The organism is Streptomyces sp. NPDC018029 (genome assembly GCF_044327655.1).
GTDB lineage: Bacteria > Actinomycetota > Actinomycetes > Streptomycetales > Streptomycetaceae > Streptomyces.
The window spans coordinates 1-13,734 of the sequence record NZ_JBIRFV010000006.1 but is presented as its reverse complement, the minus strand read 5'-3'; the positions used below and the strand labels follow the sequence as shown (position 1 = coordinate 13,734).

Sequence of the window (13,734 nt, the reverse complement as noted above, 5' to 3'; positions counted from 1 at the left end):
GATTGGTGCACCTGAAAGCGGTGAGCTGACAAGGCAGTTGGGTTTGGGGGCTCCTCGTCGTGCCTGAAGGTGACATCGACGGAGGGGACAAGGCAGGTGGGCGGGTGCCCCGTACCGTGCTGCGCGCGTCAGCGGCCTGCTCCGGCCACCGGTCCTCGTCTAGTACATGAAGTAGGAGGAGATCTGGTTGTCCCACTCGGGTGTAGCCACCCAGCTCTGACGCGGGCCGATCTCCAGCCACTCACCCCGGTAGTTCGCGTCCTTGAAGACGCGGACGCGGTAGTCGGAGTCGTTTACGATCGATGAGATCTTGTCGTTCTTCCCGGCAGACAGCGCAGGCGTCCATACCGGCCGGTTCTCCAACAGCCCGCTGAAGTCGGCCTCGTCGAAGACACACACGGGGGTCACCGTCGGAGTCGGCCGGGGACACACCTCGGTGCCCGTCACGGCGGAAGCTGCCGGTGCTCCGGCCAGCAGCAGCGCACCGGCCAGCGCACCGACGCCGATGCCGGCGCCGAATCCCTTGGTGCGGAACATTCGCATCACTCACACCTCTGCGTCTAGGAGCTTTCGAACCTCTGGACGGACGACAACCTACGCATCACATACGGCGGGATGGGACGCTACGAGCCATGAACGAGCAGCATCTGATCAGCGAGTGAGCAACGCACCGGTCGGGGCCGGCCCCTTTTCCCGCACGTCCCGCTTCCCGAGCGTCCGGTTTCCGACACATCCGGCTCCTGCTCAGTCGGGCACGTGTCCCTGCGTCTCCCATAGCCACACCCGTTCGCGTACCTCGTCGATCCCCCGCGCCAGATGACGGCGGTACGTACTGAACGCCATGTTGAGACGGCGTGCCGCGGCCTCCTGTGTGAACGAGGACTGGAAGGTCGACGTCAGTACGGAGTGCAGGTGGCTGGTACGGGGGTTCGCCCGGAGCCGCTGAACCGCCTTGTCGAGCACCTCCTGCAGCGCCGTCACCGCATCGGGGCCGGCGGACGACTCGATGATCCTGAACCGCAGCAGCGGGCTGACGGCGAGCGCGTCGCGGTCGAGCCAATTCCGCAGCGCGTCACGGACGGCGGCGTCGGCCTCCTCACGCGTCAGAGCGGCATCGGCGCTGCGAGGTCCCTCCGCCGGTTTCTCCGGAGGTCCGCCCAGCAGACGGGTGTCGATGCCATCTGCCCACTCGTCGACCCGCACCGCCCGCCAGTCGTGGCAGAAGAGTCCCGGTACCCGCCCGGACCGTCCCGGCAGCAGGAACATGTCCATGTAGCTCATCAGCGGCGCCCAGAAGTCCGGGTCCGCCATGACCACACACGACCAGGCACAGTGCCTCACCCGCAGGAGTTCGAAGATGATGCGCATGTGCACCAGGTCCCATGCCCGGGACGGACGGTGGGGGGTGTGCCGATGCACCATGAAACGGGCGACACCGATGTGTTCTCCCTGGCGGGGTGGCGCCAGGGCGCTGACAGCGTCCCATGCCTCCGCGGTGACGGGATCGGCCCGCCGCGTGACCTCGTCGGGTGACTCGACGCGCAGCCAGACCATGAAGCCCAGGAGTTCGTTCGAGCTGTGGCGGCGGTGCACCTTGAACGCCTCGGGCTGCCTGCCCAGCCAGTATTCGACGACGGCCGCGCCCTGCTCGCCCTCGATCTCGCGTGCCATCCTCACCAGCTCGGCGGCGTCCTCTGGACGCGCCGTGTCCTCGTAGGCACCGCCCTCGTCACGGCTGCCGTGGAACTTCCGGATCCAAGGAGCCCTGGAAATGATGTAGTTGTAGGCGCCCGTCGCCCTCAAGGCCTCGTGCTCGGGCGCGTTACGGATGCGTTCGACGAGGTGGCGGCGGAGCGTTCGGTGCATCACCATGTACCGCTCCGGGTCCCGCCAACGGAAGTCGCTGTCCAACGAGTCGCGGATGACGTCGTGCGGGTACACCCCGAACCGGCCGGAGCGGACGAACGGCAGCTGCCTCAGCCATGCGAACAGCTCGGTGGCGTCTTCGTCCGGGAGCACCACCCGCAGCAAGTCCTCGGTCGTGTCCAGCGCGTGGCCGCAGATTTCGAGTGCGCGGCGGTGGGCAGGGGAAGGCAGCTCGCCGACGAGGTGTGACAGCAGTTGCTCGACGACCGTGCGGGACGGCGCCCAGACCGCGCCGTCCGTGCTGCCGTGAGCGGCGACCTCGGCGGCCAGCCGCAGGGCGAGCGGGTTGCCTCCCGCGAAGCCGAGGAGCTCACCGTGCGCGGCCGGGTCGACGCCCTGTCCCGCCAGCAGCGCCTCGGCGTGTTTCCAGTCGAGTTCGGCGAGCGGCACGACTTCCATGAGGTCGCTCCACCCGAGGTCCGCACGCCACAGGGGGTCCGGCGGCACTCGGCCGGCGAAGACGACGAGCGCGCCCGCGGGCAGGCTGGGAAGGAAGCGGTTGCGTACCCACTCCTCCATGTCCCGGCACCGCTCGAAACCGTCCACCAGGAGTACGCAGTCGTCCTGCGAAAGGGCACCGGCCGCCGCCTGCGCGAAGGCGGTCGGGGAAGGGTGGGTCGTGCGGATGTCGACGGTCATGACGGGCCTGCCCGCGCCGCTGGCCTCGACCGCGTAACGCTGGAGCAGAGCGCTCTTGCCTATGCCGCCCGGTCCGTGCACGACGATGACCGACGGTGCGGACGGCCCTCCCGTCAGAGCCCGCCTGAAGAGTTCGACCTCCTTCTCGCGGCCGACGAAGTTGTGCATCCTCGCCGTGGCGAGTCTGTCAGCGAACCGGTCTCGCCGGTCCGGGGCGTGCGGGCGAGTGCTCTCACCGGCGGAGCGGGAGGCGGAGTCTTCCGTCGCCATTCCGTTCCTGTCCTTCCTCACTGTGCACCGCGCCGGGCTGGATCGCCGTCAGCGGCTCGATGTCTGTTTGCGCTGGAGCAGGGGCACCCGACGGGTAGCCGACAAACCGGTATACGGGCCGACGGCCCTCGGCTTCACACCATCGCTCCCGTGTGACACGCCGTGAACAATGCAGCACACAGGCCGTGTCACACGTCGTGATGAGGTGTGCCGCGGCGCCACATTCACGCTCTGACGTCCGCACCCGCCCTCGTACAGATCGATCACCTTATAGGAGCAGAAGCACCTTTCTTCCCGTCGCCGGCCCGCTCCGGCTGCCGCGCGCGGGACCGGCCTGACCGGAGACGCCACCGGAGACGCCACCGGGGCGGACGGCGAGGCGAAATGCCCTCCTTGACATCCTTTACGACGTCCATGCCAGGTCATGCTCATCCATTCGCCAACTACTGCCCACTTCCGCCCACTTGCCGGCCGGAGGCGGGTCACCGGCCGGCCGGGTCTTCGATTTCCCGTCATGCCGACGCCCGGGCCCGACGGCGAACTGGCCTGCCAGTCACGCCAGTTCGCCGCCTTCGGATGAGCCGCCCGGACGAGGCGTCCTCCTGCCGGATCACCTACGGGGCATCGGCCGAGGCTCCCGTGTCACACGCCGGGCGGGGTTGCCGCGGTGATGGCTCGCCGAGTGTCCTCTGTGATGAGGTCCAGGTTGAGGGCGGCGGCCGCCTTCAGTCCGGCGGCGGCCGAGCCGATGGCGGTCTCCGTGAGGCTGGTGACGTTGCCCGCCGCGTACACACCCGGCGTGCTTGTCGCTCCTTGCCCGTCCGTCACCACGTGACTGCCCGCGAGCTGCCCGAAGAGCCACAGTTCGGCGGTCTCGACGTCCAGGTCCGCCAGCCCGTCGACGCGTGCGGTGAAGCGGGGGGCGACCACCAGGCGGGTCAGACCCACTTCCCGTCGCGGCCCGTCGGCCAGTACGACACCCCGCAACCGGTCTTCGTGCACATCGAGGTGGTCCACCCGGCCCTCCACGATCCGCACGTTCCTGGCAGCGAGACGTGCGCGCGCCGCGTCGTCGAGCGGCGGCCCGGTGTGCGTGAGCAAGGTGATGTCGCCGCTCCACTGGCTCCACAGCAGCGCCTGCTCCACCCCCACCGGGCCGGTGGCCAGGACGCCGATCGCCTCGTCCCGCACCTCCCAGCCGTGGCAGTAGGGACAGTGGAGCACCTCGCGCGCCCAGCGCTCGGCGAGACCGGGCACGTCGGGGAGTTCGTCCACCAGGCCGGTGGTCACCAGCAGGCGGCGCGCCCGTACGACGGTGTCGTTGTCGAGTACGACCTCGAAATTCCCCTCCGCGGCGCGCTTCGCGGCGACGACCGACGCCTGGACGATGCGCGTACCGAAGCGGGCAGCCTCGCGCCGGGCGAGAGCGAGGAAGTCGGCCGGAGCGATGCCTTCGTGGCCCAGGTAGTTGTGCATGCTGTACGCGGGGGCGTTGCGCTGCTGCCCGGCGTCGACGAGCAGTACGGTACGGCGGGCGCGACCGAGAGTGAGCGCCGCGTTCAGGCCGGCCGCGCCGCCGCCGATCACCACGACGTCGTGGACCCCGTCGGTGTGCTCGTCCGTCGTCTGCCGGTGGGTACTGTGCGTGAGTTCCATGATGTTCCTTTCGCTTGGCGGTGATCTTGAGGGCGGAGAGCGGCCGCGCCCTAGGCACCTTGCCGACCCGGCAAGATGTGGGGGTGAACCACGGTGAGCTGGAAGAAGTGCTGCGCTCGGTCGGCGGGCGGCTGCGGACGCTGCGGCAGCAGCGCGGTGCGACGCTGGACGACATCAGCGAGCGCACGGGCATCTCCGCGAGCACGCTGTCGCGCTTGGAGTCGGGGCAGCGCAAGTACACGCTCGACCTGCTGCTGCCGCTCTCGGACGCCTATGGGCTGCCGCTCGACGAACTGGTCGGCGCGCCGCCGAAGGGTGACCCGCGTATCCACCTCCGACCGGTCGTCGTGTCCGGGCAGGACCAGACGGTGCTGCCCCTGACCCGCCACTACGGCGGCTCGCACGCCCACAAGCACGTGCTGCCGACTGGGGCGACGACCGCCTCCGGCCACGGGCTCCACACCCATCAGGGCCACAGCTGGATCTACGTCCTGCACGGGCGACTGCGCGTCACCGTCGGCACCCGACAGGTGGTACTGGTGGCCGGGGATGCCACCGAGTTCGACACCCGGCTGCCGCACGCGCTGGCCAACGCGGGTGAGCAGCCCGTCGAATTCCTGAGTCTCTTCGGCGCCCAGGGCGAGCGGATGCGAGTGGTCACCTCGTGGCGGGAGACGACCGCGGACGACCATCCCGGGAACGGGAAGGACGGGTAACGGTCAGGACGGCCGCCGCGGCCAGCAACAGCGCCACCTGGCGGCCGCGCAGGGACGGCACGGCCGTGCCGTCCACGGACAGGGTCATCTGCGCGAGCACCGTGCCGATCACCGAACTGGACAGACTGGTCCCCACGAAACGCATCAGCGCGTTGAGGCCGTTGGCCGCGCCGGCCGAGCAGCGGGAGCAGGCGGAGCGCCTGCTCGGCCTCACCTTCGACGGCCTGAGCGTCCGTTCCTGAGGCGTGCGGGCCGGGCACGGCCGACCCGCACGCCCTGATCCCTCGCGCGCTCCTGCTCCTTCGCTCCTTCACTCCTTCATTCCGATCGCTTCCACCGGACGCGTCCGCAGCATCAGCCGTGCGGGCAGCATCGCCCCGGCCACCGCCAGTACGGCCGTGGAGCCCAGGATGGCCAGCCAGCCCAGCACTGGAGTGGTCGGCGTCGGAGTGCCCGTCAGGGCGGTCGCGACCAGCATCAGCGGGGGCAGAGCCAGTACGGCACCCACCACGGCGCCGACGGCGACCACCGTCAGGCTCTCGCGTCGCATCATGGCGAGCACCTGGTTGCGATCCGTGCCGGTCAGCCGCAGCAGGGCGAACTCCCGCCTGCGGGCGGCGGTGTTCATGGCCTGGGTGTTCACGACCGTGATGGCCGTATAGGCGATGATCAGGCCGACCACCAGGTAGTTCACCCAGGCGGTCGCCCGCTGCTCCTCGACCTGGGCGTCCGCCGCCAGGGCGCCGCTCAGGGCGGTGCCCGGGTAGTCGCGCGCCAGCGCCGCGAGCTGCCGCGCCGCGGCGTCGGCGGACCCTGCGGCCGACCGGACAAGGACGGACCGGTCGACGGCCTCCGTGGTGTGGGACAGCAGCAGATCGTGGTCGAAGGTGAGGTCGGCGAAGCCGAAGCCCCGGCCGTACACGGCGATCACCTTGCCGTCGAAGGCCGTGCCGTCCCCCAGGTACAAGTGGGCCCGGTCGCCGACGCCCAGCCCCAGCCAGGAGGCCGCCGTCGCGCTGAGGGCCACCGTGTCCCGCCTCAGAGCGGACAGGTCGCCGTCCCGTTCGTCCAGGTCGAGTGTCTCCGCCAACGCTCTCGGCTCGACGCCCTGGGCACTCAGTGACACGGCCTCCTCCTCCCCGAGCAGCGAGCCCACCCCGACGGCCTTGGAGCGCACCACGCCGGTCGCGGCCGCCACCCCGGGCAATTCCGCTGCCCTGCGCGCCAGTTGCGGCGACATGCCGGACGGAGCGGTCAGCACGTGGTCGGCGACCGTGCCGGAGCGGATCTCGTCGGCCGACTGACTCAGTTGGGTGGTCTGGGTGAACACCACCGTCGCGGCGAAGGAGACGGCCAGGACGAGCGGGGTGACGGCGCCCGCCGTCCGGACCGCCGCGCTGCGGGTGTTGGCCGCGGCCAGCCACCCGGTGACGCCCGTCCGGCGCAGCAGCGGTGCAAGCAGGCCGATCGCCGCGCGGGTGAGCAGCGGTCCGAGCACGGCGGCGGCGACGGCGAGCAGCAGGACAAGGGAGTTGGCGAGCCCCACGAGGGTCAGGAAGTCGGCCCGGTATCCCAGGCCGATGCCGCACACCGCCGCGGCCAGGGCCAGCAGCACGCCACCGGTGACCACGCGCCCCCGGCCGAGGCGGGCGGGCTCGGACGCCGCCTCTCCCAGGGCTTCACCGGGCCGGACGCGGGCCGCCCGCCGGGCCGCGACGAAGGCCGCCACCACGGCGGTCAGCACGGTCGCGACGACGGCGACGAGGAACGGGAGCGGACCGATCACCGGCCGGAAGTCCGGCGGGACGATGCCCCGGCCCGCGAACTGCGCGCTGAGCCAGTACACGACACCGGCACCCAAGGGGCACCCGAGCACACCCGCCACCAGGCCCGCCACCGCCGACTCGGCGGCGATCATCGTGTGCAGCTGACGCGGTGTGGTGCCGATCGCCCGCAGCAGCGCCAGCTCGCGGCGGCGATGGCGTACGGCGAGCGACGTCGTGGCACACAGCACGAACACGGCCACCAGCAGGACGTTCCCCCCGATGCCGGTGGCGAGCTCGACCACGCGCGCGGCGCCGACGGCGACATCGGTGAACTCGGCCCTGCCGCGGTCACCGCCCGTGTACACGGTGACGGACCGCTCTCCCTTGAGGGTCCGCTCGATGTCCGAGGCCGCCGCGGAGGGTGTGGTCCCGGGGGTGGTCAGTACACCGAAGGCGTACACGTCGCGTGCGGTGTCGGGGGCCAGTCGGTCGAGGGCGGCGTCGGCGGCGAACAGCACGGACTGCCGGGGGGTTCGGCCGCCGTCGAGCGCGACCAGGCCGGCCACCTCGAACGTGACGGGAGCCGCGTGCGTCATGAGCCGTACGGAGGAGCCGGTCCGCAGTCCGCTGCGGGCGGCGAGGTCGGCGTCCAGCACGACCTCGCGGGCGCCGCGCGGCTGGTGGCCCGTGACGAGACGGAAGCCGCCCAGTGTGCGGCTGCCCCAGTCGTGCAGCTGCGGCGACGCGCCGTTGTGACCGGTCACCGGCCGGCCGCCGGCCAGCAGCCGGACCGCGGTGCCCCGGTCCGGCACCACGGACGCGACGCCGTCGACCGCGGCGAGGTCGTCGGCGAGGTCCGCCGGCAGCACGAGGCGTTCGGGCAGCGGCTGGGAGCTGCGGTAGGTCGAGCCGTCGGCGGACTTCACGTCGAGTTCCGCGTGCTGTCGCCCGGCGACGATCAGCGGTGCCTTCTCGTAGCGTTCGGGAGGCGGAGCGGAGCGCAGCCCGGACTCCAGGAGCACTCCACAGGCGCTGATCACCGCCGCGCCCAGGAGCAGGGCGACGAAGGTCGCGGTGAACGGCCCCTTGCGGGCGCGGAGCGTCGCGAGGGCGAGGCGCAGCATCAGCGGACCCTTCGCAGCTCGGACATCACGCGCTTGACCTGGTCCGCGGAGGGCCGGTCCACACGGTGCGCCACGCGTCCGGCCTCCAGGAAGACGACCCGGTCGGTGTGCTGGGCCGCCACGGGGTCGTGGGTGACCATCACCACGGTCTGGTGCAGGTCGGTCACCGCCTGCCGGAGCAGGTGCAGGATGTCCTGGGCGGTGTCGGGATCGAGCGCGCCGGTGGGTTCGTCGGCGAAGACGACCTCCGGCCGGGTGATCAGAGCGCGTGCGATGGCCACTCGCTGCTGCTGCCCTCCGGAGAGTTCGGCGGGTCGGCGGCGCAGCAGCCCGGTCAGTCCGACACCGGCCGCGACGCCGTCGAGCGAGGCACTGTCGGCGGCGGCACCGGCCAGTCGCAAGGGCAGGGTGATGTTCTGCTCCACGGTGAGGGACGGGAGCAGGTTGAAGGCCTGGAAGACGAAGCCGATACGGGTCCTGCGGTACGCGGTGAGCTCTCTCTCGCCCAGTTCGGCGAGGTTCTGGCCGTTGAGCTGCACGACGCCGGAGGTGGGCCTGTCGAGGCCGGCGGCACACTGCAGGAAGGTGCTCTTGCCCGAGCCGGACGGGCCCATGACGGCGGTGAACGTGGCGGCGGGGATGCCGAGGCTCACCTGGTCGAGGGCCATGGCCGCCGACTCGCCGTCGCCGTAGCGCTTGGTCACCTGGGTCAGGCGTACGGCGCTATCAGTGGTGGCGGCGGGGGTGTCGGCCGGTGTGTGCCGGCGGCGTGCTCTGAGCATGAAGGGCCTCGTCGAGTGAGGTGGCGGGTGGTGCCTCAAGTCCATCGGCCACGAGGCGCCGACTTCTCCGCCCTCGCGTCGAATCCTGCCCTCCGCCCGTCGGGGGAGGCGAGGCGAGGGCTCCGCCGAGAGGACGAGCGGGACCGGCCGCCGCCCGGGGCGGTACTCACCTCTCCTCCTCCCTGAGGAGGGGCCGCCAGGGAGGAGGAGCGACGGGTGGGTCCGCCTTGCGGACGGCGGGGACGGGCAAAAGTTCGCTTTAAAGTTGAACGATGAAGGTGACAGGCTCCCTCGCGGGGCGCGGCGTACCGGCCGCGTTGACGGACATCGTGCTGGCTCTCCTGGCCGTGGGGGGATGCCTCTCGCTGCCCTCGGTGATTCCCGCGGACAGCCAGGGCCTGCGGGCGCCGGACGCCTGGTGGTTCGTCCTCATCCTGCTGGTCGCGCTGCCCATGACGGTGCACCGCCGCCTGCCGCTCGGCACCTTGCTGGTGACGGCGGCGGCGGCGAGCACGATGCAGGCGCTGAGGTACGTTCCGCAGCTGTCGGGACCCGAGGGCACCTCGATCGGGCCGACGTATCTGGCCGTCGCCACCGCCGTGTTCCTCACGGCCGTACGCCGTGACCCCTGGATCACCACCGTCGTGGCAGGAATGTTCATCCCGCTCGACTCCCTGGTGGAGGGGCTCATCGCGCCGGCGGGGCACCGGGTCACCACATTCCTGACCCAGGCCGTCATCCTGCTGGCGGCCTGGGCGCTGGGCCGCCTCGCGAAGGCGCGTGCCGCGATCAGGGACGAGGCCGTGGCACGCGCGGCGGCGCTCGAACGGGAACAGGCCGCCACCGCCCGTGCGGCGGTGATGCACGAGCGGGCCCGCATCGCCCGGGAGTTGCACGACATCGTCGCCCACAACGTGAGCCTGATGGTCGTGCAGACCATCGCCGCCGACCGGGTCCAGGACCGTGACCCCGGGAAGGCCCACGAACTGCACGCGACGGTCGAGCAGACCGGTCGGGACACCGTCACGGAGCTGCGGCGGCTCCTGGACGTGCTGCGGACGGACGAGGAGGCACCGGCCGACCCCTCCAAGGAACCGCCGCAGCCGACCGTGGACGGCCTCCCCTCGCTGATCGACTCCGTGCGGGACACGGGCCTGGACGTCGAGTACAGCGTGCTCGGCACACCGCTTCCCCTGCCGGCCGGCTCCCATCTGACGGCCTATCGCGTCGTCCAGGAAGCGCTGACCAATACGATGAAGCACGCCGGTCCGACGCGGACCCGCGTACAGCTCATCTGGGGGGACGGACCGGAGCGCCTCACCATCCGGGTCTGCGACGACGGCCCGGACACGGCCGCCGGGCGGGTCTCGGTGGCACCCGCGAACGGCAGCGGGCACGGCCTGGTCGGCATGCGGGAACGGATCGCCGCCGTGGGCGGCACCCTGCACACCGGTACGCGGCCCGGCGGCGGCTTCTGCGTCCACGCCGTCCTCAAACCGTCCTGAAGCCTCCCGGCAGCATCCGTGCGCCCGTTCCGACCATCAGCACCGACCATCAGCACCATGACAAAGGAATCGAACCGATGCGGCGTATCAGCGTTCTGCTGGCCGACGACCAGCCCATGATCCGGACCGGTTTCCGGCTCATCCTGGAAGCCGAGGGGGACATTGACGTCGTCGGGGAGGCGTCCGACGGCCGGGAGGCCGTTGCGGAGACCGAGCGGCTGACGCCCGACGTCGTCCTCATGGACATCCGGATGCCGAACATGGACGGCGTGGAGGCCACCCGGCTCATCACCCGCAGTGTTCCGGCCAGCCATGTCATCGTCCTCACCACCTTCGACCTGGACGCCCACGTCGTGGACGCGCTGCGGTCAGGGGCCAGCGGCTTCCTGGTGAAGGACGGTCCCGCCGACTCCCTGGTGGAGGCGATCCGGACGGTGGCCACGGGCGACGCCGTGCTCGCTCCTCGCGTCACGCGCCGGCTCCTCGACCGGTTCGCCGGCATGCCGGCGGAGACCGCACCCGCCGTGCCGCCCCGGCTCGACGCGCTCACGGCCCGCGAACTCGATGTGCTGCGCGCATTGGCGCGCGGCCTGTCGAACGCGGAGGTCGGCGCGGAGTTGGGCATCGGCGAGACGACCGTGAAGTCCCATGTCGCGCGCATCCTGGAGAAGTTCCAGCTGCGCGACCGTGTGCAGGCGGTGGTCATGGCGTACGACTGCGGCCTGGTGACACCGCGCTCGGCCCCCGCCCCAGACGTCCGTTGACACTCCCGTCCTCGGCACCCGGGCGCGGGCCCGCCGGGCCGGAGGAGGGGGCCATGGCCGCCCGTGGGCGGATCTGAGCAGAGGCGAGCAGTCGCCGCGCCCCGGAATGAGCAGCCACGACACGCATGATGAAACGACGAGGTCCGGAACAGGCCGCCGGGTCTGCGACGACCGGACTCGTGCGGGCACTGTCGCGTCCCTGACCACACGGGGCGCTCCGCTCAGGCCCCTGTTCTCTCTGCTGAAGGTGTTCCATGCGCATCCTGTTCTCCGGCACGCCGGCCCACGGCCACCTGCTGCCGCTGCTCCCCCTGGAGAAGGCGGCCCGTCAGGCCGGTCACACCACCGCGTTCCTGACCCACGCCTCCCTCGGCGACCTGGTGGCGCCCGCCCCCGTCCTCGCGGCGGGCGCCACGCTCGAAGAGACCCTGGGCGAGTTCCAGCGGCGCACCGGGAAGAACGCCGCCACCGACATGAGCCCGGCCACCGCGGGCGAGTTCTTCGGCGGCACCCGTGTCGACCTCGGCGCGGACGACGCCCTGGCAGCGGCCCGCGACTTCGCCCCGGACCTGGTGATAGCGGAGACCGCGGACTTCCTCGGTCCGCTGGTGGCCTCCCGGCTGGGCGTGGCGTGGGTGTCCCACGGCGTGGGCATCGCCCTGGACGCGCCCTTGGCCGATGCCATGTGGGCGACGGCCGCCGCCCGCGCGGCGGAGCGTGGCATCGTCCTGGCCCGGCCGTCGGCGACGGTCGATCCATGGCCCGACTGCCTCCAGCGCGACGACTGGGAGCCGGCACCGGACCGCGTCACCATCCGCCCCCAGGCCCACGGGACCGAGACCGCGACCGATTGGCGGGCTCCGTCCTTCCCCGGCCGTGAGCACCTCCCCCGCGTCCTCGTGACGCTGGGCACGATCATCGACGACACTGACGCGCTCACCCGGATCGTCGCCTCGCTCACCGAGCACGACGTGAACGTCGTGGCCGTCCTTCCGCCCTCGGCCACGGACGAGACGCTGCCCGTCGGCGGGAGCGGCGTCCACGTGACCGGGTTCGTCCCCATGGCGCTGCTGCTCCAGGGTGTGGACGCGGTCGTCTCCTCCGGTGGTGCCGGAACGGTGCTCTCGGTGCTCGGTGCCGGCGTCCCGATGGTGATCCTGCCCATGGGTCTCGACAAACCCCTGAACGCCGAGCGAACGGCCGCGCTGGGTGCCGCGGCGGTCATCGGCTCGGCGGAGGAAGCCGGTGAGGCGGTCGTACGGGTGGTGCGGGAGCCGTCGTTCCGGGTCGCCGCCGGGGCGGCCGCCCGGAACATCGCCGCGATGACCCCGGCCGCCGAGGTCGTGTCGCTCCTGACCGACCGCCGTGGCTGAGCCCCTCCCGGGCGCGGACAGGAGGCCGGCCGCCGGGCGAACCGACGACGGAAAGCCGGCAGAGGAAAGAGGAAGAACCATGTACGCGATCCGTCAGCACGCCTTCGGCGCACCCGACAAGCTGGTGTACGAAGAGGTGGCCGCACCGTCGCCGGGCCCGGGCGAGGTCCGTTTCGCCGTGTCCGCGGCGGGGGTCCACCTCATGGACACCGTGCTGCGCGCGGGGCGCGAGATGGGGATGGCGCTGCCGCGCCTGCCCATGACACCGGGCCGGGAGGCGGCGGGCGTCGTGGACGCGGTCGGCACGGGGGTCGACGAAGCGTGGCTCGGGGCGCGGGTGGTGGCCTATCTCGGGCACGAGCGCAACGGCGGTTACGCCACGCATGCCGTCACGGCGGCCGACTCCCTGCACCGGATTCCCGACGGGCTCGACGACGACGCAGCCGTCGCCATGATCGGAACCGGGCGGACCGCGGTCGGCGTCCTGAAGCAGGCCGCCCTGTCGGCGGAGGATGTCGTCGTGGTCACGGCGGCCGCCGGGGGCCTGGGCACGCTGCTGGTGCAGGCGGCACACCATGCGGGTGCCGTGGTCGTGGGCCTGGCGAGCGGTCAGCAGAAGCTCCACGTGGTGCTGGAGCAGGGCGCGGACGGTGCCGTGGACTACACGCTGCCCGGCTGGGAGGAGCGACTCGACGAGGTGCTGGGCGGCGAACCGTCGACCGTCGTCCTCGACGGGGTGGGCGGCCGGCTCGGCCGGGCCGCCGCCGAGTCGCTCGGCAGGGGAGGACGGCATCTGTACTTCGGCTGGGCCTCCGACGAGGGCCGGTTCACCAGCTTTTCTCCCCCGGAGTTGGAGCAGTACGGCATCACTTCCCGGTTGGCGGTGGGTCCCTCGCTGTTCGGGCTGCCGGGCGGTATCAGAGGGCTGGAGGAGACGGCGCTCCGGTGGGCGGCGGACGGACGGCTCAGCCCGGTCGTCCAGTCCTTCCCCCTCGCCCGTGCGGCACAGGCCCACCACGCCCTGGAGACCCGCGCCACGATCGGCAAGGTGGTTCTGCGGCCGGAGACCGACGCGCGTTTGTGACCGAGGGGCGGGGCAGTCGGGGGGGGGGGCGCCCCGGGGGGGGGGGCCCCCCCCCCGCCCCCCCCCCGGAGGGGAACCCCCCCCGCCCCGGCACACCCAGAGCCCCCAAAAAAACACAAACCCCAAGGG

11 protein-coding genes are annotated in these 13,734 nt (G+C 71.8%); 6 read left to right on the top strand and 5 right to left on the bottom strand.

What is annotated here, in order from left to right:
- Window positions 1-159 precede the first annotated feature (159 nt).
- The 3 genes from ACH4D5_RS19350 to ACH4D5_RS19340 all read right to left on the bottom strand — a co-directional run bounded on the left by ACH4D5_RS19350 (window position 160) and on the right by ACH4D5_RS19340 (window position 4,491).
- Window positions 160-543 carry a peptidase inhibitor family I36 protein gene (locus ACH4D5_RS19350; RefSeq protein WP_398303807.1) on the bottom strand — a complete coding sequence of 128 codons (384 nt, stop codon included), beginning with the start codon at window positions 541-543 and terminating at the stop codon, window positions 160-162.
- A gap of 201 nt (window positions 544-744) precedes the next feature.
- Complete coding sequence (locus tag ACH4D5_RS19345) at window positions 745-2,835, bottom strand: AAA family ATPase (RefSeq protein ID WP_398303805.1); 2,091 nt, start codon at window positions 2,833-2,835, stop codon at window positions 745-747.
- Between the two features lie 642 nt (window positions 2,836-3,477).
- Window positions 3,478-4,491: an NAD(P)/FAD-dependent oxidoreductase gene (locus ACH4D5_RS19340; protein WP_398303803.1), complete on the bottom strand. Its 1,014-nt coding sequence runs from the start codon at window positions 4,489-4,491 to the stop codon at window positions 3,478-3,480.
- Between the two features lie 83 nt (window positions 4,492-4,574).
- Here ACH4D5_RS19340 and ACH4D5_RS19335 point away from each other — a divergent pair, with 83 nt between their 5' ends.
- Entirely contained in the window at window positions 4,575-5,207 is a 633-nt protein-coding gene (locus tag ACH4D5_RS19335; RefSeq protein ID WP_398303801.1) for a helix-turn-helix domain-containing protein, read from the top strand.
- A 65-nt stretch (window positions 5,208-5,272) separates the two neighbouring features.
- Window positions 5,273-5,449, top strand: coding sequence for a hypothetical protein (locus ACH4D5_RS19330; protein ID WP_398303799.1), 177 nt, complete (start codon window positions 5,273-5,275; stop codon window positions 5,447-5,449).
- A 68-nt stretch (window positions 5,450-5,517) separates the two neighbouring features.
- Here the strand turns inward: ACH4D5_RS19330 and ACH4D5_RS19325 are convergent, their stop codons facing one another.
- A complete protein-coding gene (locus ACH4D5_RS19325; RefSeq protein ID WP_398303797.1) occupies window positions 5,518-8,097 on the bottom strand; it encodes an FtsX-like permease family protein in 2,580 nt (859 codons plus the stop codon).
- Window positions 8,097-8,879 (bottom strand): ABC transporter ATP-binding protein, encoded by a 783-nt coding sequence (locus ACH4D5_RS19320; protein WP_398303795.1) that lies wholly within the window; start codon window positions 8,877-8,879, stop codon window positions 8,097-8,099. The genes ACH4D5_RS19325 and ACH4D5_RS19320 overlap by 1 nt, the downstream gene beginning before the upstream one ends.
- 272 nt (window positions 8,880-9,151) lie before the next feature.
- On the opposite strand from ACH4D5_RS19320, the gene ACH4D5_RS19315 reads away from it, so the two are divergent.
- From ACH4D5_RS19315 to ACH4D5_RS19300, 4 genes are all read left to right on the top strand, one after another.
- On the top strand, window positions 9,152-10,384 hold the full coding sequence (locus ACH4D5_RS19315; RefSeq protein ID WP_398303793.1) for a sensor histidine kinase: 1,233 nt from the start codon (window positions 9,152-9,154) through the stop codon (window positions 10,382-10,384).
- A gap of 77 nt (window positions 10,385-10,461) precedes the next feature.
- Window positions 10,462-11,148, top strand: coding sequence for a response regulator (locus ACH4D5_RS19310; protein ID WP_398303791.1), 687 nt, complete (start codon window positions 10,462-10,464; stop codon window positions 11,146-11,148).
- A gap of 254 nt (window positions 11,149-11,402) precedes the next feature.
- Window positions 11,403-12,521 (top strand): glycosyltransferase, encoded by a 1,119-nt coding sequence (locus ACH4D5_RS19305; RefSeq protein WP_398303789.1) that lies wholly within the window; start codon window positions 11,403-11,405, stop codon window positions 12,519-12,521.
- Window positions 12,522-12,600: 79 nt separating this feature from the next.
- On the top strand, window positions 12,601-13,605 hold the full coding sequence (locus tag ACH4D5_RS19300; protein WP_398303787.1) for a zinc-binding dehydrogenase: 1,005 nt from the start codon (window positions 12,601-12,603) through the stop codon (window positions 13,603-13,605).
- Window positions 13,606-13,734 lie beyond the last annotated feature (129 nt).